Raw genomic sequence first — 26109 nt, 5'->3', positions numbered from 1 at the left:
GTGAATCAAAAAGCCCCTGTCAGCGCGAGCTGACAGGGGCTTTTTCATGCGACAAAGGCGGCGTCGCGAACCACCTACTTCTGCGACTTGATGCGATAACTCACCTGCGCCCGGCTCATGCCGAGCATCTGAGCGGCGGCAGTGATGTTGCCGTCGGATTTTTCCAACGCCAGGCGAATCAGCATGGTCTCGACATCCTCCAGCGTGGTACCCAGTTCGCGGCGCTGGCCGCTGACGAAAGCACGCAGATTGTCCAGCGCGGTCTCTGCGCCGAACAACTCATCCCGACCCAACTCAGCATCCGGCACCGCCGCAGAGGCAACCGTCTCGGCAACAGCGGCTGGCTGCAAGCGGCCCGACGCAGTTAAGCCTGTCGGCGTCAGGAAGCTCTCTTTATTTCCCAAGGTGATGTGCTTGACGTCCATCGCCTCGCCCTCATCGCAGGTGATCACACCACGCTCGATGAGGTTTTGCAGCTCGCGGATGTTGCCGGGGAAGGTGTGGGTCAACAACACATTGACCAAACGCGTGGTAAAGCCGGGAATGCTTTTCTCATAACGCTGAGTGAAACGCCGCAAGAAGTAGCTCATCAATGGCTGAATATCTTCGCGGCGCTCACGCAGTGGTGGCAGATGGATCGGATAGACATTGAGGCGATAGAACAAGTCTTCGCGGAATCGCCCCGCCGCCACTTCAGCACGCAAGTCGACGTGGGTCGCGGCGATCACACGTACATCGACCTTGATCGAGGTATTGCCGCCCACACGCTCAAATTCGCCTTCCTGCAGGGCACGCAGAATCTTGCTTTGGGCGCTGGCACTGAGGCTGCCGATTTCATCTAGAAACAGTGTGCCGCCATCGGCCCGCTCGAAGCGTCCCGGACGCGAGCGCTCAGCACCGGTAAAGGCCCCGCGTTCAACGCCAAACAACTCGGCTTCAACAAGGTTCTCCGGCAGGTTGGCGCAGTTCAGTGCCACCCACGGCCTGTCACTGCGTCGGCTGTGCTGATGCAGGGTTTGGGCAAAGAACTCTTTACCCACGCCCGACTCACCGGTAAGCAGCACGGTTGCCTGTGTCGGCGCGACCTTTTCCAACAATTGCCGCGCGGCAATAAAGCCGGAGGAGCCGCCAACCATCTCTGCCGACAGGTCGACTTCATACTCTGACGCCAGCAGGCCATCGTCTTCAGGCATCGGATGGTTGCTTTCGCTGAGAAACGCTTCGGCATCCAGATAGGCCAGTTCGGCAGAAACGTCATCCCACTGATTAGCGGGTTTACCAACGATGCGGCAGGCCGCCTGACCACAGCCGCAACACTCCAGCTCACGGAACACGATCAAACGCCCGGACAACGATGAGGCATAACCACTGGCATAGCCGATGGACATCCAGCACACCGCCTCATCACTCAGGCCATAAGTCGCCAGGTGCTCATCCGCTTCAAGGGAGTTGTGCCAGAGAAACTCTGAGTAGAAATGCCCGATGCTGTTATCAATTTCAAAGCGCACGGCCTCGACATTGACCATGCCTTCGAGCATATGCAGGCGCGGGCCTGCACTGTACAGAGCAGCATGATCACCTTCAGGCCACTGTTCAGCCACCTGCGCCGCGTCCCGGGCGCCTGCCTGCCACCCCAGACGGGTTAATAAACCGCGCGCTTTGTCCTTACCCATGGACTTGATCAGCTCACGGCGCATCGCTCCAAATGCGGAGCCCTGCAGCAACATCATGCGCTGGCCGCACAACCAGATAAAACCATCTTGCGGTGCAAAGGTCACCGTCTCTGCAAGGTGCTCAGCATTGGGGAATCCGCTGTCCTGAAACTGACTGCTGCGATTAACCAGCAAACGCTTTTTGCGACTGAGCAAGCGCGCGATGAAGTCTTCTTCAGGGCCGGAATCCGGGGGAGTAGAACGCGGCATAGGGTTTCTGTTCTCAAGCCTGAAATACGGCGGCAATAGTTGGGCAGGTAATGATGTGGGTCAATGAAACTCTGGCGAATGGTCATCAATGCGTCCGATTAACGAACGTAATCACTGAATTTTCGCAGGCTTTTCATCTGGCCGTAAAAAATTCTCAATAATTTCCCGCACCCCGCCTGCCATCACCTGCTCACCTGTTTTCAGGCGAGCAGCCTGTAAGCCCTGCAAACACTGCCCTGCGGCAATTTCGCGCAGCCCATTCTGGAACAGGCATGCTTCTTGATACAGGGCCGACGGAAGCACTGTAGCTGCGACCTTTGGTCCCATTTCAGGAACGAAGTGTCAGTTATTGCCGTCATCCAACAAGTACTGCCTACCACTTAGCACTTTGTATTGAAGCGGTTCTTAACAGGCTACTTTGAATTAGAAAGAACGGAGGAGTAACTCCATGTCCCTACGCCCTGCTGCCTATGAAAACCTTGAGCTGCAACCTATTGCAGGTCAGCTGCGTGCTGGTTCTTCCAGCCGTACGCTGAACGTACTCAACCCATTCAACAACGATGTACTGCTGAACATTCAGCTGGCTACCCGTGAAGACCTCAACGAGGCCTACGAAGGTGCCCGCAAAGCTCAACTGGAATGGGCTGAAACCGGTCCTGCACAACGTGCTGCGATCATGGTCAAGGCAGTCGAGATCTTCGACCAGCGTCACGAAGAAATCGTTGAATGGATCATTCGTGAATCAGGCAGCACCCGTATCAAAGCTGAAATCGAGTGGGGCGCAGCCCGTGCAATCACTCTGGAGTCAGCTAGCCTGGCAAGCCGTGTACACGGTCGCATCATGGCGTCCAACGTACCGGGTAAAGAAAACCGCGTTTACCGTGAAGCCCTGGGCGTAATCGGCGTAATCAGTCCGTGGAACTTCCCACTGCACCTGACTGCCCGTTCTACCTCCCCGGCTCTGGCATTGGGCAACGCTGTTGTGATCAAGCCTGCCAGCGACACCCCGGTTACCGGCGGTCTGCTGTTGGCCCGTATCTTCGAAGAAGCTGGTCTGCCGAAAGGTGTTGTGAGCGTCGTCGTAGGTTCCGGTGCTGAAATCGGTGATGCCTTTGTTGAGCACCCGGTTCCTGGCTTTATCTCCTTCACCGGTTCGACTCAGGTTGGCCGCAACATCGGTCGCATTGCCAGCGGCGGTGAACACCTCAAGCACGTGGCACTAGAGCTGGGCGGTAACAGCCCGTTCGTAGTTCTGGCTGACGCTGATCTGGACCAAGCCGTTAACGCTGCTGTTGTGGGCAAGTTCCTGCACCAGGGTCAGATCTGCATGGCGATTAACCGCATCATCGTTGAGCAGCCGCTGTATGCCGAGTTCTGTGAGCGTTATGCCACTCGCGTAAAAGCACTGCAGTACGGCGATCCGAGCGATCCGAAAACTGTGGTTGGCCCGGTGATTAACAGCAAGCAGCTGGATGGTCTGAAAGAGAAGATCGCCACCGCCAAAGCTGAAGGTGCCAAGGTTCTGGTTGAAGCTGAGCCACAAGGCAACGTCATGCCGCCGCACGTCTTCGCTGACGTGACTGCCGACATGGAAATTGCTCGCGAAGAAATCTTCGGCCCGTTGGTAGGCATTCAGTGCGCCCGCGACGAAGCCCACGCACTTGAGCTGGCCAATATGAGCGAGTACGGCCTGTCCAGCGCTGTGTTCACTCAGAACCTGGACCGCGGTGTGCAGTTCGCCCGTCGTATCCACGCAGGCATGACTCACATCAACGACATCCCGGTAAACGACGAGCCGAACGCTCCGTTTGGTGGTGAGAAGAACTCCGGCCTGGGCCGCTTCAACGGCGACTGGGCTATCGAAGAGTTCACTACGGATCACTGGATTTCGGTGCAACACAAGCCGCGCCATTACCCCTTCTAAACCGTGTCCTATAAAAACCAGGAGCACCATATGTTCCAACTGAAGAAAAGCGCGTTGCGTGGCAGTGCCATCGCAGCCTGCCTTGCACTGCCAATGGCTCTGATGAGCACCACCGCCTCTGCTGATGGCGATGGCGTCTGGAAAAGCGGCGAAAACCTGTACGCGAAAGTGTGCGGCCACTGCCACGAAGCGGGCGTAGGCCCTGTGATCAAAGGCCGCCAACTGCCACCTGAGTACATTCAGGCGATCGTTCGTAACGGCTTCCGCGCGATGCCTGCCTTCACTGCTTCGTACATCGACGACAAGTCGCTGCAGCAGGTTGGCGAGTACATCCAGAAGTCTCCGGCTCCGGCTGCTGTAGCCAAACCTTGAGGAGTGACGCTATGAACGTCGCACGTCGTACTCTTCTCAAAGGGGCTGCCGTCAGTGGTCTGTCCGTTGCCGCACTGAGCGCCTCGGGCCTCTCTATGGCCTCTGGTCTGCTGCGTGATTCGGCTCGTCCGTCGCTGGCGTTGGTCAGCGGCAATGAGGCAGAAGCCGCCTTTCTGCTGGGCGCACGCAACGGCCAGAGCACTATCCAGGTTCAGCGTACGGATCTGGATGCAGCCTACATGCAGGCGCTGGCCGCTCAATTGGCCAGCGATCAACCGCAGCGCATTATCGGCCTGGTTGATGATGCCAGCGCCACGCTGATTCTGGATCTGGCGCGCAGTGCCGGTGCCCGTGTTCAGTGGGTCGGTCTGCATGCGGCTGACAGCAAAGGCTCTCGCCATGAACTGCTCAGCGCCGATGCCAACGACAGCTGTGCACTGCGCCTCGGCCATCAGCTGAGCAGCTGCGGTGCTGGCTTCACCCTGCGTGAACAGCGTCAGGGCGAGCAACGCCTGAACCTTGATCTGGCCATCAACGCCAAGCGTGCCGACGCAGCCGATCAGTGGGCTGCCACCCTGGGCCACGTATTGGCTTCAGCTGGTCGCACCGATGCAGGCAATGCGCCACGTATCAGCAATCAAAACAAGCCGCTTCGCGGCCATTTCGTTTCGTTCTCGATCGAGTCCGGAAGGAGTCATAACGTATGACCGAGCAAAACACCCAACTGCTGCCTAAGGGCGTAGACGCTGCCAACTTCGAACAGGCTGTGGCCAAGTTCCGTAAGCTGGTGGGCGATGAAAACGTACTGGTTAAGAACGAGCAACTCGTCCCGTACAACAAGATCATGATGTCCACCGAGAACGAAAACCACACGCCTTCGGCGGCAGTCACTGCCCTGAGCGTGGAGCACGTTCAAGGTGTGGTTAAGATCTGTAACGAGCACAAAATCCCGGTATGGACCATCTCCACCGGCCGTAACTTCGGTTACGGTTCCGCGGCCCCAGGCCAGCGCGGTCAGGTCATTCTTGACCTGAAGAAGATGAACAAGATCCTCAACATCGACCCAGAGCTGTGCACTGCTCTTGTTGAGCCGGGCGTAACCTACGGCCAGCTGTACGATTACATCCAGGAAAACAACCTGCCGCTGATGCTGTCCTTCTCCGCGCCATCGGCCATCGCAGGTCCGCTGGGCAACACCATGGACCGCGGCGTGGGTTACACCCCGTACGGCGAACACTTCCTGATGCAGTGCGGTATGGAAGTGGTTCTGGCCAACGGTGACGTGTATCGCACCGGTATGGGCGGCGTGAAAGGCGACAACGCCTGGCAAGTGTTCAAGTGGGGTTACGGCCCGACACTGGACGGCATGTTCACTCAGGCCAACTACGGTATCTGCACCAAGATGGGCTTCTGGCTGATGCCGAAACCTCCGGTGATCATGCCGCTGGAAATCAAATTCCCGAAAGAAGCCGATATCAACGAGATTGTTGAGTTCATCCGTCCGCTGCGTATCGCCAACATCATCCCGAACTCCGTGGTGATTGCTGGCACGCTTTGGGAAGCGGCTACATCGGGCGTACGCCGTTCCGATTACATCTCCGAGCCGGGTGCGACGCCGGACGAGGTGGTACAGAAAATCCGTGATGACAAAAACCTCGGTGCCTGGAACGTCTACGCCGCCCTGTACGGTACTCAGGAGCAAGTTGACGTTAACCTGAAGATCGTTAAAGGCGCGTTGGCTCAGCTGGGCAAAGGCAAGCTGTACACCGAGAAAGAGCTGGGCGGCACTCAGCCGTTCAAGTATCGCTCCGAGATGATGAAAGGCATCCCGAACCTGCAAGAGTTCGGTCTGTACAACTGGCGTGGGGGCGGTGGCTCCATGTGGTTCGCCCCGGTGAGTCAGGCGCGTGGCAGCGAGTGCGACAAGCAGTTCGCCCTGGCTAAGCAGATCCTGAACAAGCACGGCCTGGACTACGTCGGTGAGTTCATTGTGGGCTGGCGTGACATGCACCACGTGATCGACGTGCTGTTTGACCGCACCAACCCAGAAGAGCTGAAGCGCGCTGACGCCTGCTTCAACGAACTGCTGGACGAGTTCGAGAAGCGCGGCTACGCGGTATACCGTGTTAACCCGCACTTCCAGGATCGTGTTGCACAGAGCTACGGTACGGTTAAGCGTAAACTTGAGCACACCCTCAAGCGCGCACTGGACCCGAACAACATCCTGGCTCCGGGCAAATCAGGTATCGACCTGAACAACGACTTCTAAGTCGTATGAACCTCGCCGGAGCAATCCGGCGAGGCTCTTTGAGCGCTCACCACACCGAGCCTCTGCCTGTCCGACACCTTTCGGAACCGGCCTCAAAATAGCCTGGCGTCAGACCAGTGCACCAATTGTTTAGGCAGCAGACACCCTTTCTGCGCCTTTGCCTGAGCCCAACCTACGGCACAGGCTTGTGGGTCGGCCCGTACCCGGGCAACCCGTGCTGTCACACAAAAATACACACAGCAACCGCAGACCGGCTTTGCCCGGTCTGCACCCACAATGTTGCTGCACTGCCAAAATTTCAGATGGATTAGCTTCATGCTCGCCAACCTGTCCCTGCGCACCAAAATACTGATGCTCTGTGGCACCAGCTTGCTGGTACTGCTGATCACCGCCCTGACCTTTTTCGGTTTCCTGACCAGCCACACTCACAGCTACAAGGCAATGAGCATCGATGCGCTTAATGCATCGCGCTACATTTCTCAGGCCGCCATGTCGTACCAGTTACAACTCAACGAACTGGCCTCTCTGACCCACACATACAGCGCATCGGCGGAAAGTGCAGAACGCTTCGCTGCCGAGGAAAAGAAAGTCCAGCACTACCTCAGCGAACTGGCTCGCATGAAACTGGACAGCTCAATTGAAGACGAACTGACCGAACTGCGTGCAGAGCACAAAGAGCTTGGCGAACAGTTCCGCAACAACGCCCACGGTGCCTCGAGCCGGGTCGACGAAATTGCTCGCGACGGCAGCCAGCACATCAGTAATCTGCTCGACAGCATCATCGAAAATGCCGACAAGCAGATTGAAATCACCGACCAACAGGTCACCCGGACCTGGATCAGCGGCAGCCTGTTTCTGATTGCCTTTACCCTGCTCAACTTCCTCGCCTGCCTGTGGTGGCTGACCAGCCAACTGATGGTTCCCCTGTCACGCGTCACCAAAGCATTGGTGCAACTGAGCCAGGGCAACTTCTCTGAACGCATCACCGGCAAACGTGGCGATGAACTGGGTGATCTGGCCGGAGCCAGCAACAGCCTCAGCGACTTCCTCTCCGAGACCTTTGCCAACCTGAGCAAGAACACCAGCGAACTGGATCTCTCCAGCGACGAACTGAATGTAATTGCTTCACAGATGACCCAAGGTGTTCACGAACAAGGACTGCGTACCGATCAGGTCGCCACTGCCATGGAAGAAATGACCGCTGCCGCCCAGGAAGTTGCCGGGCATACCGTACGCGCCGCCCAGGCTGCCGACGATGCCGAGCGCGCCACACAGGAAGGTGAGCAGGCGATGATTGCGCTGGTCAACAGCATCATCAACACCCGCGATGAAATCAGCCGCACCACGGAAGTCATCCTGCAACTGGAAGACGACAGCGGCCGCATCAGCGAAGTGCTGGCTGTTATCCACAGCATTGCCGAACAAACCAACCTGCTGGCTCTTAACGCCGCCATCGAAGCTGCACGCGCGGGCGAAAGTGGTCGCGGCTTTGCAGTGGTAGCAGATGAAGTTCGCAATCTGGCGCAACGCACCGCGCAATCGACGGCTGAAATCAACGTCATCATCAGCGCTGTGCAACGCGGAGCTGAGAGTGCGGTGAAAGCCATTGAAAGCGGTAAGCAAAGCAGCATCAAAGGGGTTGAGCAGGTCCAGCATGCAGGCAAAATTCTCAATGGCGTGACCGACTCGGTACAAACCATTCGCGACATGAACATGCAGATCGCCACTGCAGCTGAAGAACAAACACTGGTGGCCGAAGACATCTCGCGCAACCTGACTGACCTGGTCAGTATTGCCGCAAACAATCAGGAGAACGTCTCCCGCACAGAGCATGCCAGCAACAACCTGCGCACTGTCTCACGCAGCCTGGCGCAAATTATTCAACACCAACACCGCTGAGTGCCCATTCACCGACTGAAGTCGCTCCTCACACCGCGCAGGAACGGCTTTAGCCTCGACACAATGGCGACAAAAAAACCGGCCTGAATGGCCGGTTTTTTATTCCTCATACGAGGGAACGAGCGCTTACTCAGCCTTGTTCTGCAGCGACTCAACACCGACCTCATCCCACACCGACTCAGCCAGGTGGAAGGTGGCGTTGGCGGCAGGGATGCCGCAGTAGATCGCACTCTGCATCAGCACTTCTTTGATCTCATCACGGGTCACACCGTTGTTCTTGGCGGCGCGCAGGTGAAGCTTGAGTTCGCCCTCGCGGTTCATGCCGATCAGCATGGCGATGGTGATCAGGCTGCGGGTGTGACGCGGCAGGCCCGGACGGGTCCAGATATCGCCCCAGGCATGACGGGTGATCATTTCCTGGAACTCTTCATTGAACGGGGTCAGGCTCTTCAGGCTGCGATCCACATGGGCATCACCCAGTACCGCACGGCGTACCTGCATGCCGGCTTCGTAACGTTCTTTCTCGTCCATTTCTGGCACCTATCTATCAATGGTGCAGCGCCCACAGACGCTGCACGGGTAAAACTTACGACTTGAGGAAGCTGATCAGCGCGTCGGTGAAAGCATCACCCGCTTCGACGTTGGACAGGTGCGCGGCGTGGAAGTCGACCTGCTGCGCGCCAGCAATACGTTGCTGCATAAAGCGACCATCTTCCGGGGTGGTCACAGCGTCGCCGGTACCGCAGATGATCAGGGTCTTGGCTTCGATCTGGCCCAGTTGCTCACGGAAGTCACCGTCACGTACCGCAGCGCAGTTGGCGACGTAACCGGCCGGGTTGGTGTTAGCCAGCATCGACACGATGCGGTCTGCCACAGCCGGGTTGGCTGCGGAATATTCCGGGGTGAACCAACGGGCGATGGAGCCGTCACGCAGGTCAGCCATGGCTTTGGCGCCACCGGCGTTTACGGTGTCGATGCGGCTGTTCCAGCCTTCGGCGTTGCCGATTTTGGCTGCGGTGTTGCACAGCACCAGGTGGGTGAAGCGCTTCGGTGCGTTGATGCCCAGCCACTGGCCGATCAGGCCGCCCATGGACAGACCGCAGAATGCTGCGCGCTCTACTTTCAACTCGTCCAGCAGCGCCAGCACGTCGCGGCCCAGCTGTTCGATGGTGTAAGGGCCTTCAGTCACAGAAGACCCGCCGTGACCACGGGTGTCGTAACGCACCACGCGGAAGGATTTGCTCAGTTCCGGGATTTGCACATCCCACATGCCCAGGCTGGTGCCCAGTGAGTTGGACATTACCAGTACCGGAGCGTCGGCCGGGCCGTCGATTTGATAGTTCAACACGCCATCAGCCAGTTGCAGAGTTGCCACGATAATTCTCCTTCAGAATTTTTCATGTTCAGCTACAGCGCGGGCGACCCAACGCTCAGCTTGTCCGAGGTAATGGGCCGGATCGAGCAGACGATCCAGCTCATCGCTATTGAGTTGCGCGCTGACTTCAGCGTTATCGCCCAGCACCGCACGCAAGTGACGGCCTTCGGCAATTGCCTGACGGCAGCAGGTTTCGACCAGGTGGTGCGAGGCATCGCGACCAATGCGCTGAGCCAGGGCAATGCTCACCGCCTCAGCCAGCACCAGGCCCTTGGTCAGGTCGAGGTTGCTGAGCATGCGCGCGCTGTCCACTTCCAGCCCCGGTACGGCGATCAGCGCCTGTTGCAGGGCACCGGCGACCAGGCGGCACAGCTCCGGCAGGGTTTCCCACTCGGCGTGCCATAGGCCCAGACTGCGTTCGTGCTCTTGCGGCATACCGGCGAGCATGGTGGAGACCAAGCCCGGCGCGCGGGTGGCGGCACCGATCAATACTGCGGCACCGACCGGATTGCGCTTATGCGGCATAGTGGAGGAACCCCCTTTGCCCGGTGCGGACGGCTCAAACACTTCGCCCACATCGGTCTGCATCAGCAGGCTCAGATCACGACCGAGCTTGCCCAGGGTTCCGGCAATCAGGCCAAGCAGGTTGGCGAACTCCACCAGACGATCACGCTGGGTGTGCCACGGCTGCTCAGGCAGGCCGAGGTTAAGTTCAGCGGCCAGCGCTTCACTCACAGCCCAGCCCTGTTCACCCAGCGCCGCCAACGTACCGGCAGCGCCGCCGAATTGCAGGACCAGCACGCGGGGCTTCAGCTCAGCCAGCCGCTGACGATGGCGGGTAACAGCACCCAACACACCGGCCAGCTTCATGCCCAGGGTGACCGGCGTTGCGTGCTGCAGCCAGGTGCGCCCCGGCAGCACAGTGGCTGCGTGGCGGCTGGCCTGCTCAGCCAACGCGTTAGCCAGCTGAGCCAGATCAGCCTCGATCAATTCAATAGCTTGGCGGACTTGCAGGATCAGGCCGCTGTCCATGGCGTCCTGGCTGGTCGCGCCGAGGTGCACGTAGCGCTCGGCCTCGGCATCGCTGGCAGCAATGCGTTTGCCCAGCGCCTTGACCAGCGGGATCGCCGAGTTGCCAGCGGTGGCAATCGCCACAGCCAGTGCCTGATAGTCGAACAATTCGGCTTTGCAGGCTGCCTCAATCGGCGCAACAGCGGTTTGAGGAATCAGCCCCACACGGGCTTCGGCACGCGCCAATGCGGCTTCGAAATCCAGCATGCCCTGCACGCGACCGGCATCGGAAAACACCGCGCTCATGGTCTGGCTGCTGAAGTAGCGTTCGAACAGTTGATTCCCCGTTCCCTGCATCATGAAAAACCTTTAATGATCGTTGTGGAGATAATCCGCCTGCTTAGGCAGACGCAAACTAAACAGAAATGCGATCACCATCATGGCGGTCACATACCAGTAAAACGTGTCTTCCATGCCCAGGCTCTTCAAGCCCAGGGCGACATATTCGGCGGTTCCGCCAAACATTGCATTGGCTACGGCGTACGCCAGCCCAACACCCAGCGCACGCACATGGGGCGGAAACATCTCAGCCTTCACCAAGCCACTGATGGAGGTGTACAGACTGACGATAGCCAAGGCGATGGTAATCAGCACAAAGGCCATGAACGGGCTGTCCACTGCTTTCAGCGCATGCATCAGCGGCACCGTACACAGAGCCCCCAGCGCGCCAAACAGCAGCATAGAGTTACGCCGGCCGATACGGTCAGAGAGCATGCCGAACAACGGCTGCATGCACATGTAAACGAACAGCACACCGGTCATCACGAAGCTGGCGGTGGACTTGTCCATGCCCGCGCTGTTGACCAAGTACTTCTGCATGTAGGTGGTGAAGGTGTAGAAGATCAGCGAGCCACCGGCGGTGTAACCCAGCACAGTAACAAAGGCGCTCCAGTGGTTGCGGAACAGGCCTTTAACACTGCCGGCATCTTTGCTTTCACGTTCCTGCGGTTTGCTGGTTTCCACCAGCGAGCGGCGCAGAAACAGCGACACAACTGCCGCCAGCGCACCGACGACAAACGGAATGCGCCAGCCCCAGTCGTGCATCTGCTCCTCACTGAGTAACTGTTGCAGGATGACAATCAGCAACACCGCCAACAGCTGGCCACCGATCAAGGTCACGTACTGGAACGAAGCAAAGAAACCGCGCTGACCGCGCAGGGCCACTTCACTCATGTAGGTTGCAGTGGTGCCGTATTCGCCGCCCACCGAGAGACCTTGCAGAAGACGCGCCAGCAGCAGGAAGAACGGTGCCCAAGCGCCTATCTCGTTGTAAGTCGGCAGGCAGGCAATCACCAGTGAGCCGACACACATCAGCATCACCGAAATCACCATGGAATGTTTGCGGCCCTTGCGATCAGCAAGGCGGCCGAAAATCCATCCGCCGATCGGACGCATCAGAAAGCCCGCGGCAAATACGCCAGCAGTGTTCAGCAACTGAACTGTGGGATCGTCGGAAGGAAAGAAAGAAGAAGCGAAATAAATCGCACAGAATGCATAGACGTAGAAGTCGAACCATTCGACTAGGTTGCCGGATGATGCGCCGACAATAGAAAAGATACGTGAACGCTTTTGTTCGGCGGTGTAGTGAGTTGTTGTCATTTTCAGACTCCGTGGCAATAACCTGATTCGGACATTCACCACACACCTTCGTTCCTGCTCAAAAACCCGGCAGACGTGGCCTGCCGGGTTTTTGAGACTATTCTGATCAGACGCGTTCAACCGCCAGAGCAAGACCCTGACCTACGCCGATACACATAGTCGCCAGCCCTAACTTGCCGCCGGTTTTTTCCAGCTGATGAACTGCGGTCAGCACCAGACGCGCACCGCTCATACCCAGCGGGTGACCCAGCGCAATTGCACCGCCATTCGGGTTAACGCTGGCAGCATCATCAGCCAAGCCGAGGTCGCGCATGCACGCCAGGCCCTGAGCAGCAAAGGCTTCGTTCAACTCGATGACGTCGTAGTCTTCGATCTTGATGCCCAGACGCTCGTTGAGCTTGCGAACTGCCGGCACCGGGCCGTAACCCATGATGCGCGGCGCGACACCGGCACTGGCCATGCCCAGCACTTTGGCGCGTGGAGTCAGACCGTACTTTTCCACGGCTTCTTTGGATGCCAGGATCATCGCCGCGGCACCGTCGTTAACGCCGGAAGCGTTGCCTGCGGTGACGGTTTTGTCCGGGCCGTTGACCGGCTTGAGCTTGGTCAGCGCTTCAAGGGTGGTATCCGGGCGCGGGTGTTCGTCGGTGTCGACGATGGTGTCGCCCTTCTTGCCCTTGATCACAACCGGCACGATCTCTTCCGCGAAGAAACCTTCAGCCTGAGCACGGCCGGCTTTCTGCTGGCTGCGAATGGCGAAAGCGTCCTGATCAGCGCGGCTGATATTGAAATCATCAGCCACGTTGTCAGCGGTTTGCGGCATGGCATCAACGCCATACAGCTCTTTCATTTTCGGGTTGATGAAGCGCCAGCCGATGGTGGTGTCTTCAATCTTCTGGGTACGACCGAAAGCAGTTTCAGCCTTGCCCATGACGTACGGCGCACGGGACATGGACTCCACTCCGCCGGCAATCGCCAGATCCATTTCGCCAGAAGCGATGGCGCGGAAGGCAGTACCCACCGCATCCAGACCGGAAGCGCACAGACGGTTCAGGGTCACGCCCGGAACACTGGCCGGAATGCCAGCCAGCAACAGCGCCATACGGGCCACGTTGCGGTTGTCTTCACCAGCCTGGTTAGCGCTGCCCATAAACACTTCTTCAATGGCTGCCGGGTCCAGCTGTGGGTTGCGCTCAAGCAGCGCCTTCAGCGGGATTGCAGCCAGGTCGTCAGCACGTACCGCCGACAGCGCGCCGCCAAAGCGGCCGATGGGCGTACGTACTGCGTCGCAGATATACACTTCGCGGGTCATTACTCGTCACCACTCTTCTGGCCGTGGGCAATTGCGGTGCGCTCTTCGAGAGCACGCAGGGCTTCCAGCTCATGGGCTTCCGGTACAGCGGTTTCAGCCACAACGTCAGCAAAACGGATGGCCCAGCCGGTGTTCTCGATGATCTGCTCGCGGGTAACGCCCGGGTGGATCGAGGTGACGATGAACTCGTTGCTGCCCTCTTCCGGTTCCATGATGCACAGGTCGGTAATGATCGCCACCGGACCAGCACCCGGCAGGCCCAGACGCTGACGGTGATCGCCGCCTTCGCCGTGACCAACGGAAGTAATGAACGCCAGCTTATCCACGAAGGTGCGATGACCTTGCTTGAGGATGATGAACACCTTCTTCGCAGAACCTGCGATTTCAGGCGCGCCACCGGCACCCGGCAGACGCACTTTCGGTGCGTTGTAGTCGCCGATGACGGTGGTGTTGATGTTGCCGAATTTATCGACCTGAGCAGCCCCCAAGAAACCGATATCGATGCGGCCGCCCTGCAGCCAGTAGCGGAAGATTTCGCCAGTCGGAACTACGGTGTCAGCCGTTTCAGCCAACTCGCCATCGCCGATGGACAGCGGCAGTACGTTCGGCTTGGCACCGATCGGGCCAGATTCGTAAATCAGGGTCACGTCAGGTGCGTGGGTCAGACGGGCCAGGTTGGCCGCCTTGGATGGCAGACCGATACCTACGAAGGTCACGTCAGTGTTGGTCAGACGACGGGCAGCCGCCACAGTCATCATTTCGTTAGTGGTGTAGGCGCTCATTATTTGGCCTCCTGCAGCTTGGCCTGGAACTCTGCAAAATCAGCAGTGCCACGGATGTAAGTGTCGATCCACGCATTGAAGGTGTCGCGGTCACGGGCAATTGGGTCCCATGCCTGATAGAACACGTTGTCACGCTCGTAATAACCATGGGCGTAAGACGGATGCGCGCCACCCGGCACCAGGCAGACAGCAGTCAGTGCCCAAGTCGGCAGTACGCAGGCGTTCATCGGGGCGTTGAGGTCGTCGACGATTTCTTCAACAGTCACGATGCAACGCTTAGCAGCCAGAGCGGCTTCTTTCTGCACACCCAGGATGCCCTGGATCAGCACGTTGCCTTTACGGTCGGCTTTCTGTGCGTGAATCACAGTCACATCAGGACGCACGCTCGGTACGGCAGCCAGTTGCTCACCGGTGAACGGGCAGTTGATGAACTTGATGTTCGGGTTGACCTTCGGCAGGTCAGAACCGGCGTAAGCACGCAGAACAGCAAACGGCAGGCCGGAAGCACCGGCAACGTAGGAGTTGGCCAAGTCAGCGTGGCTGTGCTCGTCGATTTCCAGCGGCTGCGGCCACTGCTTCTCAACCGCGTCACGCAGGCGGTGCAGTGAACCAACACCCGGGTTACCGCCCCAAGAGAAGGTCAGCTTACGCACGCAACCCGCACCGATCAGCAGGTCATAGACCAGGTCCGGTGTCATCCGCACCAGGTGCAGGTTTTTCTTGCCCTGACGGATGATTTCGTGGGAAGCGGCAGTCGGGATCAGGTGGGTAAACCCTTCAAGGGCTACCTTGTCGCCGTCGTTGACGTAGCGCGAAATGGCTTCGCCGAGGGAAATGATGTCGGCCATCGTGTGGTTCTCTCTCCAGTGACAGAAGCCACCAGGCAGGGTGGCAGTGCGCTGAGATTAGGCCGGAGCCGGAGCCGGAACAATCCGATAATCGCCTTACTGTTCGATTATCGAACGATAGTAGACTAACGGATTAGACCGGTAATCCCTTTGCAACAGACGGCCGCCCAGACACTGCAAAGGGATCGTTAAACGGGACTACGGGGCGCGGAACAACTGACTGCTGAGCTCACGACTGGCGTTAAGCATCATCGGCAGGTAACGCTTTTCCAGCTCACTGGCGGGCACCCGGCCAGCGTGGGTACTGATGTTCATGGCGGCCAGCACATGGCCTGCCGAGTCATACACCGGCACAGCCAGCGAACGCAGGCCTTGCTCCAGCTCCTGATCAACAATGCACCAGCCTTGCTGACGGACTTTTTGCAGGCACTCCCACAGCTCATCGTGAGTAGACAGGGTGCGACTGGTTTTCGGCAGCAGCTCAGCGTGAGCCAGATAGTCGTGCAGCTGGTCATCATCCATCGCTGCCAGCAGCACGCGCCCCATGGATGTGCAATACGCAGGCAGGCGGCTGCCCACACTCAGATCGACCGAGATCAGACGCTGCGGAATCGCGGAACGGGCGATATACAGAATCTGCTCACCTTCAAGTGTGGCCAAGCTGCAGGCCTCGTGCAGCTTCTCGCTGAGACGGTCCAGATACGGCTGAGCTGACACCGCCAGCGGCGTCGAAGACAGGTAGGCGTGGCCCAACGTCAGCACCTTAGGCAACAGCGAATAAGTGCGCCCGTCGGTGGTGGCGTAACCCAGCTTCATCAGGGTGTACAGGCAACGACGCACCGCCGCGCGGGGGATTTCGGTGCGGTGGCTGATCTGGGCAATGGTCAGTTGCCGTTTGCGCTCCTGAAACGCATTGATCACCGCCAGGCCACGGGCCAGCGAGGCCATAAAGTTAGGGTCACCGGCGAACTCTTCAATGCGCTTGGCCGGCGATACATACGGCGGCGGTGCCAGCATGGAAGTCGACGGACGGGTATCGCTCATGAGAACTCCAGAAGGAAACATAAATAACCAGGCGATTATCGAACTCATGTTCGGCAATCGCAAACCCCGCTTATCTCAAACCTTCAGGTTTCGACCATTGCTACCTGAGGCTGCAGCTGCGCAAGGCGGCTGCGGGTGCGGGCAAAATCGCCATGGCTACTGTCTGCACAGATCACCGCCAGGCTTTCGTCAGCCTGAAGCCAGAGTTCTGTGTTGGCGTCGTAGGCGATATCGACAAAATTCACCCAGCGCTGCTGCTCATCAAGCGTCAGCGAGGCCATCGCAGGCATCGCCGAGACAACAATCAAGCGGAAGCGCTGGCACAACAGCAGGTAATCAGCGCTGGCCAACGGCTGCTGACACAGCTCACTGAAGTCCAGCCACAGCCGGGTTTCATCCATGCCACAAACCGATACCGTGCGGCGGCCCAGCTCAATCGCGCTGTGTGCAGGCAGTTCCTTCAACTGTGCCTCCAGTAGGCTTGCCGGCCCTTGCAGATAGCGCCCCCAGTGCTGCGTGCTGAGCGGGCGATAATCGCAACCGTCATCCATACGCAGAACCAGACACTGTTTGCTGAGCATCGTCGCGAACGGTTTGAAGCGACTGTGGTACAGCGGGTTCTGGCACAACCCGGACGGCTCAAAGTTGGAGCTGAACAGCAAGATGCAGTCGTGCTTAAGCAACTGCTCCAGTAAGCGTCCGAGCAGAATGGCGTCTCCAATGTCATGGACATGGAATTCATCGAAGAACAGCAGGCGGGCTTCGGCCGCCAGATCTTCCGCCACTTTGATCAGCGGATCGGCTTGCCCCAAATAGCCCAGCGAACGCTGCTGAACTTCCTGCAACAGCGCATGCACATGCACACGGCGTTTTTCAGGCACGGGAGCAAACGCGAAGAGGCTGTCGAGCAACAGGCTTTTGCCACGCCCGACCTCCCCGTAAAAATAGGCGCCGCGTGGTGTGCGGCGAAGCCAGCCAGGCGGCAGCAGGCGTGCCTGCAACCAGTCGGCCAGCCGATGCAGAGCGCGTTGCTGCGCAGCATCCAGAAGCAAACCGCGCTGCTCGATCACAGCGCTGGCTTGCCGGTACAACTCAGAAGTCAAAGAACACCGTCTCGCCTTCACCCTGAATGCGGATGTCGAAGCGGTAGATGGTCTTGCCGTCGACCACTTCGCGCTTGGCGATCAGGGTCTGGCGACGCTCCGGTTGTTCGATGAAGTTCAACACCGGGTCAGCTGCGTTGGCTTCTGCTTCGTCTTCGAAGTAGATGCGCGTCGCCAGGTTGATGTTGATACCACGGGCAAACAGCGAAACGTTGATGTGCGGCGCTTGCGGACGACCATCAGCAGCCAGGGTCACGCCCGGCTTAACCGTGTGCACAGTCCACTCGCTGCCCGCCTCAAAGGTGGTCGCGGTGCGGGCAAAACCATTGAACGGCTTGTCGAGGTTGTATTCCTCGTCATACACGCCTTCGTGGTTGGCTTGCCACAGCTCCAGGAACGAGTCGCGCACCAGATGGCCGTTGCCATCGAATACACGGCCGATAACGGTGATGTGCTCGCCCGGTGCTTCCGGCTTGGCCATCACATTCCAGATTTCCTGTTCGCGGGTCGGGTTACCAGCGGCGGCCAGAGCCAGGCCGATGTGAACGTACGGGCCCGCAGTCTGGGAGGTGGTCTCACGCAGCAGCTTAACTTCAGTCATGGTCGCCTCCTTATTTGTTCTCGAAGAATGTCTGACGCTCGCCACGCAGGACGATGTCGAAACGGTAAGCCAGGCAATCCATCGGATTGTTCGCAGTCAGATCGAGACGGGCGATCATGGTCTTTACAGCTTCCGGGTCGTTCACCGCTTTAACGATCGGGCAGATCGGGATCAGCGGATCACCTTCAAAGTACAGCTGGGTGATCAGTTTGGTGCAGATCGCCGGGCCACTGATAGAGAAGTGGATGTGTGCCGGACGCCAGTCGTTCGGACCATTGCGCCATGGGTACGGACCCGGCTTGATGGTGCGGAAGTGGTAGCGGCCTTCGCTGTCGGTCAGAGCACGGCCTACACCGCCGAAGTTCGGGTCCAGCGGTGCCAGGTAGCGGTCGTTCTTGTGACGGTAGCGGCCACCGGCGTTGGCTTGCCACATTTCAACCAGAGTGTTCGGAACCGGCTTGCCGAACTGATCGACTACGCGGCCGTGAACAATGATGCGCTCGCCAATCGGCAGTGCGCCGGTGTTGAAGTTGAGCAGCAGGTCGTTGTCGTGCACACCCATTTTCAGGTGCGAGAAATCCGGGCCGGTGGTCTCAGAGATCGACTGCGGAATAGTGACCAGCGCCTGACTCGGCGAACGGGCTACAGAGGTTTTGTAGTCTGGGGTCAGGGCTTTCGGGTGCCAGTTACGGTCACGTGCGATAAAGCGGCGATGCGGCGCATCGGACATGTCGATCTCCTCTTCGGATTATTTTGCGCACCTGCAGGCACAGGCAGAGACACGCAGTCTTATGCAGATGCAGGCAACTTAAAATTGAAAAGATCGGCCACAACCATAACCAATTGGTTATGGATCAAGTGTATCCCGATAATCTTTGGCCGCCTCACGCAGCGCCTCGCAACACCACTGCGCCGCCAGTGACATCAGGGCTGAAGGGTTGCTGCAGATGCCAACAGAGCCACCCGGTTCACGCAGACCAATATCCAGCTCGAACAACTCACTGCGCTGCAGGTCCTGACGAACGGCGTCCAGCGGCGCGACCCAGACCGCATCACAAGACTGCACATAGCGGCGACTTAAAGCCACAGATATGGTCTCCAACCGCTGCGACGGCAAGCCAATCCCGCACTGCACAAAGAGGCTGTTGGCGTAGCGGCGGATGATGGTGCCGGCCAGTGGCACCACCACCGGATAGTCCGCCAGCGCTGCAGCATCGCGCAGCGGCTTGCGCAACAGCGGATGCCCAGGGCGCACCACTAGAATCATCGATTCGCTATACAAATGCTCAAAGGTCAGCCCCTCGATACGCGGGCTGTCACTGACCCGCCCGACCACCAAATCCAGATCCCCGGCACGAAGCTTATCCAGCAGATCCGTGCTTTGCCCGGTCGCCACGCTGATCACCAGCGCCGGATGGCGCTCATGCAAACGCCGAACGACATCCGGAATCAGTGAGCTTTCTACCGTGGACAGTACCCCCAAACGCAGCTGACCGGCTTCATGCTCACCACTGCGCAGACTGCGCACACCTTCACGCAAGGCCTGCACGCTGGGGCCAGCGTAACGCAGAAAGGCCAGCCCGGCCGCCGTTGGCGTTACGCCCTGCTTGCTGCGCTCAAACAGGCGCGCATCCAGCACCTCTTCCAGTTCTTTGAGAGTTTTGGAGACAGCGGGCTGGCTAATAGCCAAAACATCGGCAGCCCGGGCCAAACTGCCTTGCCGGGCCACTTCGAGAAAGCACTGCAGATGACGGAATTTGATGCGGTTGTCGATGTTCACGGACTAAACCCGAGCCAGAGATGGCTGAAGCCTATCCCGCAAACTGGCAAATATCCAACCAAATGGTTATGCATTCCCCACCTTAATTTCCCTGACCGACCATCCATCCAGACACCCCGCGGTGGCTTGCCGATGCCGGATCAGCGAAACTCTCACCCTAGAGTCATCTGCATATCAGTGCCCGAAATAGTAAGGATCAGCCATGCGCGCCATTGCCACCGCAATTCCTGAAGTGTTCATCATCGAGCCAAAAGTGTTCGGCGATGAGCGCGGTTTCTTCTTTGAAAGCTTCAACGCCAAAGCCTTCGAAGCAGCCACCGGAGTCAAACGTGAGTTCGTCCAGGACAACCACTCCCGCTCCGCCCGTGGCGTACTGCGTGGCCTGCATTACCAACTGCAACAAGCGCAAGGCAAACTGGTACGTGTGACCGCGGGTGAGGTGTTTGATGTGGCGGTTGATCTGCGTCGCAGCTCACCGACGTTTGGCCAGTGGGTCGGCGAAATCCTTTCCGCCGAAAACAAACGTCAGCTGTGGGTCCCGGAAGGTTTCGCCCATGGCTTTGTGGTACTCAGCGACTATGCCGAGTTCCTCTACAAGACCACCGACTATTACGCGCCGGAACACGAGCGCAGCATCCGCTGGGATGATCCTGATCTAGCCATCAACTGGCCGTTTACTGAAGCGCCACAGCTGTCAGCCAAAGATCAGGCTGCCGTCAGCTTCAAAGATGCTGACGTTTTCGCCTAAGCCCCGGCCCGTTCACAGATTGCTGTGAGCGGGCCGCCTGAGTGCCACCCTTAGACAGTAAAGCGCGTGACCTGCTGTTGTAAGCCACTGGCCAAACGCGCCAGCTCTTGGCTGGCAATGGCACTCTGCTCGCCCCCGCTGACAACCTCACCGATGCTGTCATTGAGGCTGCTGATGTTTTGGCTGATTTCATTAGCCAGCGCAGCTTGCTCTTCGCTCACCGTTGAAATCTGCACATTGCCGTCAGCAATGCCCACCACTGCCTGAGCATTGTGGGCGAGCACCTCACCCGCCTCGCGGTCATGACTGACACTTATCTGCGCCTGCTCGCGGGATTCCTGCATGGCGCTGACTGCACTGCGCGCCCCACTCTGTAGGCTGTCGATCATGCTGCGAATCGACTCCGAGGCCTTCTGTGTGTTGCTCGCCAAGCTCGCGCAGCTTCAATCGCAGCGTTGAGCGCCAGCAGGTTGATCTGCTCAGCGATGCTCTGGATGACGCCTAGCACCGTGCTTATCTCATCGCCCAGCTGACCTTCAGTAAATACGCCAGAACGGTACTTATGCAGCGCATCGACCATACTCACCGCATATGCATCCGACACCACTTTTAACTGGCTGATCGGGCGCATACGGTCACTGAACAGTCCATCAAAACTATCTTTGAGCTTACTGGCATTGGACAGCGCCAGTTCAATCACCACAATCAACACAGACAGAGGCACCAAAGCCAGAATCAATAACCGTATACGGACTGTTAATTGAGACAACTTCTGAATACCTCCTGAGGGCATCCCCGTCACTCTGGCTTAGCGCACACAAAATCAGAACCACCGTACACGCTCAGGCTTGACCGGACGAATATCCACTCTGAATACAAAATTTGCCCGCATATTGCATAACAGCATTTCAGTACGCGCTTAACGAGAACAGCCATGCCACATAACCGACCACCCCATCGCCCGCGCTGGCGCAGTCTGGTCATCCTGTTTCTGCTTCTTTCGCCCCTGCTGATTCCCCTGCATCAGCTGGCTGAGCGTTATTACCGCAATGCGCTGTTCGACCAGAACACGCAGACACTGGACCTTTACGTGGCCAACCTGCTCGGCACCCTGCGCCGCTATGACGTGCTGCCCCCGATACTTGGCGACCTTCCGGCTCTGCGCCAGACCCTGCAAAACCCGGCAGACCCAGCTTTGCGGGAGCACTCCAACCATCTGCTCGACCAGATCCGCGAGCAAACCGGGGCCGACGTGATCTACCTGATGGACCCGGACGGCAACACGCTGGCAGCCTCTAACTGGAACCGGGAAGACTCGTTTGTTGATCGCAACTTCGCATTTCGCCCGTATTTCCGCGAAGCCATTGAAGGCCGGCCCGGGCGCTTCTTTGGTCTGGGCACAACCTCTGGCAGGCGCGGTTACTACTTCGCCTCTGCGGTGCGTGAGAACGATCACAACTTGGGTGCGATAGTCGTCAAAGTCGACTTCAACAACACCGAATCACTGTGGGGCAATACCCCAGAACAGCTAATGGTGACCGATGCCAATGGCGTCGTGATCCTCACCTCCAACAGCAAGTGGCGGTTTACCGCCACCCGCCCACTGGACAAGGTCGAGCGCGCCGCCATTTCAGCCAACCGCCCTTATCCAACCCAGAACCCGCCGCTGCTCACGCTAAACCCCAAGCACTGGATTCGTCTGGATCGTGAACTCAAGGAAACCGGCTGGACCGTCAGCATCCTCACCCCGCGCACCCTACTCGACCGTCCTGTACACACCGTATTGGTGGTCGGCGGCGGTGTACTGTTGTTGCTGATGCTCTTGCTCGGCCTGCTGATGCAACGCCGTCGCCATTACCTGGATCGCATTGCCCTCTCCAGCCAAGCCCGCGCAGAACTGGAGAAACGCGTCCTGGAGCGCACCGAAGACCTCGAACGCCTCAATAGTCGCCTAAAGCAGGAAGTACTGGAGCGCGAGCAAGCCCAGCAAGAGTTGGTGCGCGCTCAGGATGAACTGGTCCAGGCCAGCAAGCTCTCAGCCCTTGGCACCATGAGTGCCAGCATCAGCCACGAACTCAATCAACCCCTGGCCGCCATCCGCAGCTACGCCGACAACAGCGGCGTGCTGCTGGACCATGGCCGCACCGAAGATGCCCGCGCCAACCTCAAGCTGATCAGCAAACTGACCGAGCGCATGGCCTCCATCATTGCCCACCTGCGCGCCTTTGCCCGCCGCGACCGCCATGCCCCGGAAACCATGGCCTTACAACCAGCTATCGACGACTCCCTGGCCTTGCTGGCCAAGCGCCGCCGGGCCATGGACGTGGAGCTGATCCGCGATCTGCCCGAAGCCACGCTGTGGGTGCAGGCAGGTGAGACGCGCCTGCGTCAGGTGCTGTCCAACCTGCTGAGCAACGCCCTAGACGCCCTCAGCGAAGTGCCACAGCCGCGGCGCTTGATGATTAGCGCCGAGATCACCGAAACAGGCGTTGACCTGATCCTGCGCGACAACGGCCCCGGCTTCAGCGAAGAAGCCCTGCAGCGCGCCCGTGAACCCTTCTTCACCACCAAAACCAGCGCCCAGGGCCTCGGCCTGGGTCTGGCCATTTGCGATACGCTGATGCGCGCACTGGGCGGCGAGCTACTGTTCGCCAACCACCCCAGCGGCGGCGCACAGCTGACCTTGCGCCTGCGGGCAGGCGAGCAAGGCATCAAACCCCAGTCGGCAGAGGACTTTGTTGTATGAGCATGATCGACACCCGCACTCAGGTACTGCTGATCGATGATGATCCGCACCTGCGCCAGGCGCTGGGGCAAACACTGGATCTGGCCGGCTTTAACGTCACCACATTGGCCGACGCCCGCAACGCCGCCAGCCGCATCACCCGCGACTGGCCAGGCGTGGTCATCAGCGACATCCGCATGCCGGGTATTGATGGCCTGCAACTGCTGCAACAACTGCAGGAACAGGACGCCGAACTGCCCGTGCTATTGATTACCGGACACGGCGATGTGCCCTTGGCGGTACAAGCCATGCGCGCCGGTGCTCATGACTTTCTGGAAAAGCCCTTTGCCAGCGAAGACCTGATCGATAGCGTGCGCCGCGCCCTTAACCTACGCCGTCTGGTGCTGGATAACCGCAGCCTGCGTCTGGCCCTGGCCGATAAGCAGACACTGAGCGCCCGCCTGGTTGGCCAATCACAATCCATGCAACGCCTGCGTGAACAGATCGGAGCGCTGTCAGCCATCAACAGCGATGTGTTGATTCTTGGCGAAACCGGAGCCGGTAAGGAAGTGGTTGCCCGAGCCCTGCACGACATGTCCAGCCGCCGCGACGGCCCTTTCGTTGCAATCAACGCCGGCGCACTGGCCGAATCGGTCGTCGAAAGCGAGCTGTTCGGTCACGAACAGGGCGCGTTCACCGGTGCGCAAAAGCGCCGCATCGGCAAGTTTGAGTTTGCCAACGGCGGCACCCTATTCCTGGATGAAATCGAAAGCATGAGCCTAGAGGTGCAGGTCAAACTGCTGCGCCTGCTGCAAGAGCGCGTGGTTGAACGCCTTGGCGGCAACCAGCTGATCCCGCTGGATATCCGTGTTATTGCCGCGACCAAGGAAGATCTGCGCCAGGCCGCCGATCAGGGCCGCTTCCGCGCCGACCTGTATTACCGACTGAATGTTGCGCCGCTGCGTATTCCTCCGCTGCGCGATCGCGGTGAAGACGCCCTGCTGTTGTTCCAGCACTTCACCGACTCTGTCAGCAAACGCCACAGCCTGCCGGAGCGCCACCTGTCGCCCGCCCAGCGCGCCACTCTGCTACGGCATAACTGGCCGGGCAATGTGCGTGAACTTCAAAACGCTGCGGAACGCTTTGCCCTAGGACTGGGCTTTGAACTGGGTGACGAAGGGTCAGGCCCGACTGAAGAAAGCAGCGGCGGCCTTAATGCTCAGGTTGAAGCATTCGAGCGCAGCCTGATCAGCGCTGAGATGGGTCGTAACCACAACTCTCTGCGCAGCTTGGCCGAAGCGCTCGGCCTGCCACGCAAGACCCTGCACGACAAATTACGTAAGCACGGCCTCAGCTTCTCTGAGTCAGGCGGAAATCCGCCAGACAGTCACGAGTAGATGGCGGAAATCCGCCAAACTCAAGAACGCTTTTATGTTACTCACGCCTGTCTGAACGTTCAGGCAGGTGCTTGTACAACGAAATTGCGTACAAATTCCCCACCTCTGAGCGTGCTGGCATGACGGTTGCTGAGACGACGGCGCTAGGAAGCACTACGCTGAAGAAAGCCTTCTGTCGAACACTCGCCAGTGTTGTAGGGCAAGACATTGTCTGTACGTGCTTCGCAATCCAGTGAAACACGATGCTCTATCACACAAAAACAAGAGGTATCGCTCCATGTTCAAACTCACTGCCAAAGCACTTACGTGCGCACTCTCCCTGCTGGTAGCAGGTATGGCACAAGCTGCTGACCCGATCACCATCAAGTTCTCCCACGTTGTGGCCGAGCACACGCCTAAAGGCCAGGGCGCGCTTTTGTTCAAAAAGCTCGCTGAAGAACGCCTGCCGGGCAAAGTCAAAGTTGAGGTCTATCCAAACTCCTCGCTGTTTGGCGATGGCAAAGAGATGGAGGCGCTGCTACTGGGCGACGTTCAACTGATCGCTCCGTCGCTAGCCAAGTTTGAGCACTACACCAAGCAAATCCAGATTTTCGACCTGCCGTTCCTGTTTAACGACATGGCCGCAGTTGACCGCTTCCAGCTGAGCCCGGAAGGTCAGTCGCTGCTGAAATCGATGGAGTCGAAAAACATCACCGGTCTGGCGTACTGGCATAACGGCCTGAAGCAGCTGTCGGCCAACAAGCCGATCCGCGAACCGAAAGATGCACGCGGCCAGAAGTTCCGCGTACAGGCCTCTGCTGTTCTGGAAGAGCAGTTCAAAGCCGTGCGTGCCAACCCGCGCAAAATGAGCTTTGCCGAGGTTTACCAGGGCCTGCAAACTGGCGTAGTTAACGGTGCTGAAAACCCGTACTCCAACATCTACAGCCAGAAGATGCATGAAGTGCAGAAATACATCACCGAGACCAACCACGGTCTGCTGGACTACATGCTGATCACCAACACCAAGTTCTGGGAAGGTCTGCCTGAAGATGTCCGCACTGAGCTGGACAAAATCATCGTGGAAGTCACTGCTGAGGTGAACAAGCAGGCTGACGACCTCAACCAGGGCGACAAGCAGCGCATCTTGGAAGCCAAAACAACCGAGATCATCGAACTGACTCCTGAAGAACGCAGCAAGTGGCGCGATGCTATGAAGCCTGTGTGGAAGAAGTTTGAAGGCGAGATCGGCGCCGACCTGATCAAAGCGGCTGACGCAGCCAACCAGCAGTAAGACGCCCTGCGTTACTGACATCCAGGCCTACGGGCCTGGATGTACTGCACACTCACCGGAGACTCACA

General features: G+C 58.6%; 23 protein-coding genes and 1 pseudogene. 9 read left to right on the top strand and 15 right to left on the bottom strand.

Annotated elements, in window-relative coordinates; genetic code table 11:
• Window positions 1-74: 74 nt before the first annotated feature.
• A complete protein-coding gene (locus AO726_RS08860) occupies window positions 75-1922 on the bottom strand; it encodes a sigma-54-dependent Fis family transcriptional regulator (RefSeq protein WP_058067700.1) in 1848 nt (615 codons plus the stop codon).
• A gap of 448 nt (window positions 1923-2370) precedes the next feature.
• On the opposite strand from AO726_RS08860, the gene pchA reads away from it, so the two are divergent.
• The 5 genes from pchA (at window position 2371) to AO726_RS08830 (ending at window position 8386) form a co-directional block, all read left to right on the top strand.
• Window positions 2371-3846 (top strand): 4-hydroxybenzaldehyde dehydrogenase, encoded by a 1476-nt coding sequence (pchA, locus tag AO726_RS08850; RefSeq protein WP_058067698.1) that lies wholly within the window; start codon window positions 2371-2373, stop codon window positions 3844-3846.
• Between the two features lie 30 nt (window positions 3847-3876).
• The gene (locus AO726_RS08845) at window positions 3877-4218 is read left to right on the top strand and encodes a c-type cytochrome (RefSeq protein ID WP_058067697.1); all 342 of its coding nucleotides are present in this window, start codon (window positions 3877-3879) and stop codon (window positions 4216-4218) included.
• A gap of 11 nt (window positions 4219-4229) precedes the next feature.
• Window positions 4230-4925 carry a hypothetical protein gene (locus tag AO726_RS08840; protein ID WP_058067696.1) on the top strand — a complete coding sequence of 232 codons (696 nt, stop codon included), beginning with the start codon at window positions 4230-4232 and terminating at the stop codon, window positions 4923-4925.
• Window positions 4922-6487 carry an FAD-binding oxidoreductase gene (locus AO726_RS08835; protein ID WP_058067695.1) on the top strand — a complete coding sequence of 522 codons (1566 nt, stop codon included), beginning with the start codon at window positions 4922-4924 and terminating at the stop codon, window positions 6485-6487. Before AO726_RS08840 ends, AO726_RS08835 begins: the two co-directional genes overlap by 4 nt.
• 315 nt (window positions 6488-6802) lie before the next feature.
• Complete coding sequence (locus tag AO726_RS08830; RefSeq protein ID WP_058067694.1) at window positions 6803-8386, top strand: methyl-accepting chemotaxis protein; 1584 nt, start codon at window positions 6803-6805, stop codon at window positions 8384-8386.
• A 126-nt stretch (window positions 8387-8512) separates the two neighbouring features.
• Here the strand turns inward: AO726_RS08830 and pcaC are convergent, their stop codons facing one another.
• From pcaC to pcaQ, 12 genes are all read right to left on the bottom strand, one after another.
• Entirely contained in the window at window positions 8513-8917 is a 405-nt protein-coding gene (gene pcaC / locus AO726_RS08825; protein WP_058067693.1) for a 4-carboxymuconolactone decarboxylase, read from the bottom strand.
• 55 nt (window positions 8918-8972) lie between these two features.
• Window positions 8973-9761: a 3-oxoadipate enol-lactonase gene (gene pcaD, locus AO726_RS08820; protein ID WP_058067692.1), complete on the bottom strand. Its 789-nt coding sequence runs from the start codon at window positions 9759-9761 to the stop codon at window positions 8973-8975.
• A 12-nt stretch (window positions 9762-9773) separates the two neighbouring features.
• Window positions 9774-11132, bottom strand: coding sequence for a 3-carboxy-cis,cis-muconate cycloisomerase (locus AO726_RS08815; RefSeq protein WP_152987260.1), 1359 nt, complete (start codon window positions 11130-11132; stop codon window positions 9774-9776).
• Window positions 11133-11141: 9 nt separating this feature from the next.
• On the bottom strand, window positions 11142-12431 hold the full coding sequence (locus AO726_RS08810) for an MFS family transporter (protein WP_058067691.1): 1290 nt from the start codon (window positions 12429-12431) through the stop codon (window positions 11142-11144).
• A gap of 106 nt (window positions 12432-12537) precedes the next feature.
• Entirely contained in the window at window positions 12538-13743 is a 1206-nt protein-coding gene (gene pcaF, locus AO726_RS08805; RefSeq protein ID WP_058067690.1) for a 3-oxoadipyl-CoA thiolase, read from the bottom strand.
• Window positions 13743-14525: a CoA-transferase subunit beta gene (locus AO726_RS08800; protein ID WP_058067689.1), complete on the bottom strand. Its 783-nt coding sequence runs from the start codon at window positions 14523-14525 to the stop codon at window positions 13743-13745. Before AO726_RS08800 ends, pcaF begins: the two co-directional genes overlap by 1 nt.
• The gene (locus AO726_RS08795; protein WP_058067688.1) at window positions 14525-15373 is read right to left on the bottom strand and encodes a CoA transferase subunit A; all 849 of its coding nucleotides are present in this window, start codon (window positions 15371-15373) and stop codon (window positions 14525-14527) included. Before AO726_RS08795 ends, AO726_RS08800 begins: the two co-directional genes overlap by 1 nt.
• Window positions 15374-15571: 198 nt before the next feature.
• The gene (locus tag AO726_RS08790; protein WP_058067687.1) at window positions 15572-16417 is read right to left on the bottom strand and encodes an IclR family transcriptional regulator; all 846 of its coding nucleotides are present in this window, start codon (window positions 16415-16417) and stop codon (window positions 15572-15574) included.
• 83 nt (window positions 16418-16500) lie between these two features.
• Complete coding sequence (gene zapE, locus AO726_RS08785; protein WP_241492082.1) at window positions 16501-17520, bottom strand: cell division protein ZapE; 1020 nt, start codon at window positions 17518-17520, stop codon at window positions 16501-16503.
• Window positions 17510-18121, bottom strand: coding sequence for a protocatechuate 3,4-dioxygenase subunit alpha (pcaG, locus tag AO726_RS08780; RefSeq protein ID WP_058067685.1), 612 nt, complete (start codon window positions 18119-18121; stop codon window positions 17510-17512). The genes zapE and pcaG overlap by 11 nt, the downstream gene beginning before the upstream one ends.
• Before the next feature lie 10 nt (window positions 18122-18131).
• A complete protein-coding gene (pcaH, locus tag AO726_RS08775; protein ID WP_058067684.1) occupies window positions 18132-18851 on the bottom strand; it encodes a protocatechuate 3,4-dioxygenase subunit beta in 720 nt (239 codons plus the stop codon).
• A 117-nt stretch (window positions 18852-18968) separates the two neighbouring features.
• A complete protein-coding gene (gene pcaQ, locus AO726_RS08770; protein ID WP_058067683.1) occupies window positions 18969-19901 on the bottom strand; it encodes a pca operon transcription factor PcaQ in 933 nt (310 codons plus the stop codon).
• 202 nt (window positions 19902-20103) lie between these two features.
• Here pcaQ and rfbC point away from each other — a divergent pair, with 202 nt between their 5' ends.
• Window positions 20104-20649 carry a dTDP-4-dehydrorhamnose 3,5-epimerase gene (rfbC, locus tag AO726_RS08765; protein ID WP_058067682.1) on the top strand — a complete coding sequence of 182 codons (546 nt, stop codon included), beginning with the start codon at window positions 20104-20106 and terminating at the stop codon, window positions 20647-20649.
• A gap of 50 nt (window positions 20650-20699) precedes the next feature.
• On the opposite strand, the gene AO726_RS21430 is transcribed toward rfbC, so the two are convergent.
• Together AO726_RS21430 and AO726_RS21595 are read right to left on the bottom strand one after the other, a co-directional pair.
• Window positions 20700-21038, bottom strand: coding sequence for a methyl-accepting chemotaxis protein (locus AO726_RS21430; protein WP_058067681.1), 339 nt, complete (start codon window positions 21036-21038; stop codon window positions 20700-20702).
• Window positions 21039-21079: 41 nt separating this feature from the next.
• Window positions 21080-21229 (bottom strand): annotated as a pseudogene (locus tag AO726_RS21595) (methyl-accepting chemotaxis protein); the annotation flags it as partial.
• Between the two features lie 354 nt (window positions 21230-21583).
• Here AO726_RS21595 and AO726_RS08750 point away from each other — a divergent pair.
• The 3 genes from AO726_RS08750 to dctP all read left to right on the top strand — a co-directional run bounded on the left by AO726_RS08750 (window position 21584) and on the right by dctP (window position 26041).
• Window positions 21584-23395, top strand: a complete 1812-nt coding sequence (locus AO726_RS08750; RefSeq protein ID WP_058067679.1) for a sensor histidine kinase — start codon at window positions 21584-21586, stop codon at window positions 23393-23395.
• Window positions 23392-24771, top strand: coding sequence for a sigma-54-dependent transcriptional regulator (locus tag AO726_RS08745; RefSeq protein ID WP_058067678.1), 1380 nt, complete (start codon window positions 23392-23394; stop codon window positions 24769-24771). Before AO726_RS08750 ends, AO726_RS08745 begins: the two co-directional genes overlap by 4 nt.
• Window positions 24772-25048: 277 nt before the next feature.
• Window positions 25049-26041 carry a C4-dicarboxylate TRAP substrate-binding protein DctP gene (dctP, locus tag AO726_RS08740; protein ID WP_058067677.1) on the top strand — a complete coding sequence of 331 codons (993 nt, stop codon included), beginning with the start codon at window positions 25049-25051 and terminating at the stop codon, window positions 26039-26041.
• Window positions 26042-26109: the final 68 nt, after the last annotated feature.

The sequence above is a fragment of the Pseudomonas sp. TTU2014-080ASC genome, from assembly GCF_001446935.1.
In the GTDB taxonomy this organism is placed as follows: domain Bacteria; phylum Pseudomonadota; class Gammaproteobacteria; order Pseudomonadales; family Pseudomonadaceae; genus Aquipseudomonas.
Note: the sequence above shows the minus strand (reverse complement) of the source record. Positions and strands in the feature narration are given on the sequence as shown.

What these genes read in the sequence shown, in the direction of transcription:
- dctP (WP_058067677.1), top strand. Translation starts at nt 25,049, where the DNA reads ATGTTCAAACTCACTGCCAAAGCACTTACGTGCGCACTCTCCCTGCTG.
- pchA (WP_058067698.1), top strand. Translation starts at nt 2,371, where the DNA reads ATGTCCCTACGCCCTGCTGCCTATGAAAACCTTGAGCTGCAACCTATT.
- pcaH (WP_058067684.1), bottom strand. Translation starts at nt 18,851, where the DNA reads ATGTCCGATGCGCCGCATCGCCGCTTTATCGCACGTGACCGTAACTGG.
- AO726_RS08810 (WP_058067691.1), bottom strand. Translation starts at nt 12,431, where the DNA reads ATGACAACAACTCACTACACCGCCGAACAAAAGCGTTCACGTATCTTT.
- AO726_RS08830 (WP_058067694.1), top strand. Translation starts at nt 6,803, where the DNA reads ATGCTCGCCAACCTGTCCCTGCGCACCAAAATACTGATGCTCTGTGGC.
- pcaG (WP_058067685.1), bottom strand. Translation starts at nt 18,121, where the DNA reads ATGACTGAAGTTAAGCTGCTGCGTGAGACCACCTCCCAGACTGCGGGC.
- rfbC (WP_058067682.1), top strand. Translation starts at nt 20,104, where the DNA reads ATGCGCGCCATTGCCACCGCAATTCCTGAAGTGTTCATCATCGAGCCA.
- AO726_RS08745 (WP_058067678.1), top strand. Translation starts at nt 23,392, where the DNA reads ATGAGCATGATCGACACCCGCACTCAGGTACTGCTGATCGATGATGAT.
- AO726_RS08800 (WP_058067689.1), bottom strand. Translation starts at nt 14,525, where the DNA reads ATGAGCGCCTACACCACTAACGAAATGATGACTGTGGCGGCTGCCCGT.
- AO726_RS08815 (WP_152987260.1), bottom strand. Translation starts at nt 11,132, where the DNA reads ATGATGCAGGGAACGGGGAATCAACTGTTCGAACGCTACTTCAGCAGC.
- AO726_RS08750 (WP_058067679.1), top strand. Translation starts at nt 21,584, where the DNA reads ATGCCACATAACCGACCACCCCATCGCCCGCGCTGGCGCAGTCTGGTC.
- AO726_RS08790 (WP_058067687.1), bottom strand. Translation starts at nt 16,417, where the DNA reads ATGAGCGATACCCGTCCGTCGACTTCCATGCTGGCACCGCCGCCGTAT.
- pcaC (WP_058067693.1), bottom strand. Translation starts at nt 8,917, where the DNA reads ATGGACGAGAAAGAACGTTACGAAGCCGGCATGCAGGTACGCCGTGCG.
- AO726_RS08795 (WP_058067688.1), bottom strand. Translation starts at nt 15,373, where the DNA reads ATGGCCGACATCATTTCCCTCGGCGAAGCCATTTCGCGCTACGTCAAC.
- AO726_RS08845 (WP_058067697.1), top strand. Translation starts at nt 3,877, where the DNA reads ATGTTCCAACTGAAGAAAAGCGCGTTGCGTGGCAGTGCCATCGCAGCC.
- AO726_RS08860 (WP_058067700.1), bottom strand. Translation starts at nt 1,922, where the DNA reads ATGCCGCGTTCTACTCCCCCGGATTCCGGCCCTGAAGAAGACTTCATC.
- AO726_RS08835 (WP_058067695.1), top strand. Translation starts at nt 4,922, where the DNA reads ATGACCGAGCAAAACACCCAACTGCTGCCTAAGGGCGTAGACGCTGCC.
- pcaF (WP_058067690.1), bottom strand. Translation starts at nt 13,743, where the DNA reads ATGACCCGCGAAGTGTATATCTGCGACGCAGTACGTACGCCCATCGGC.
- AO726_RS21430 (WP_058067681.1), bottom strand. Translation starts at nt 21,038, where the DNA reads ATGATCGACAGCCTACAGAGTGGGGCGCGCAGTGCAGTCAGCGCCATG.
- AO726_RS08840 (WP_058067696.1), top strand. Translation starts at nt 4,230, where the DNA reads ATGAACGTCGCACGTCGTACTCTTCTCAAAGGGGCTGCCGTCAGTGGT.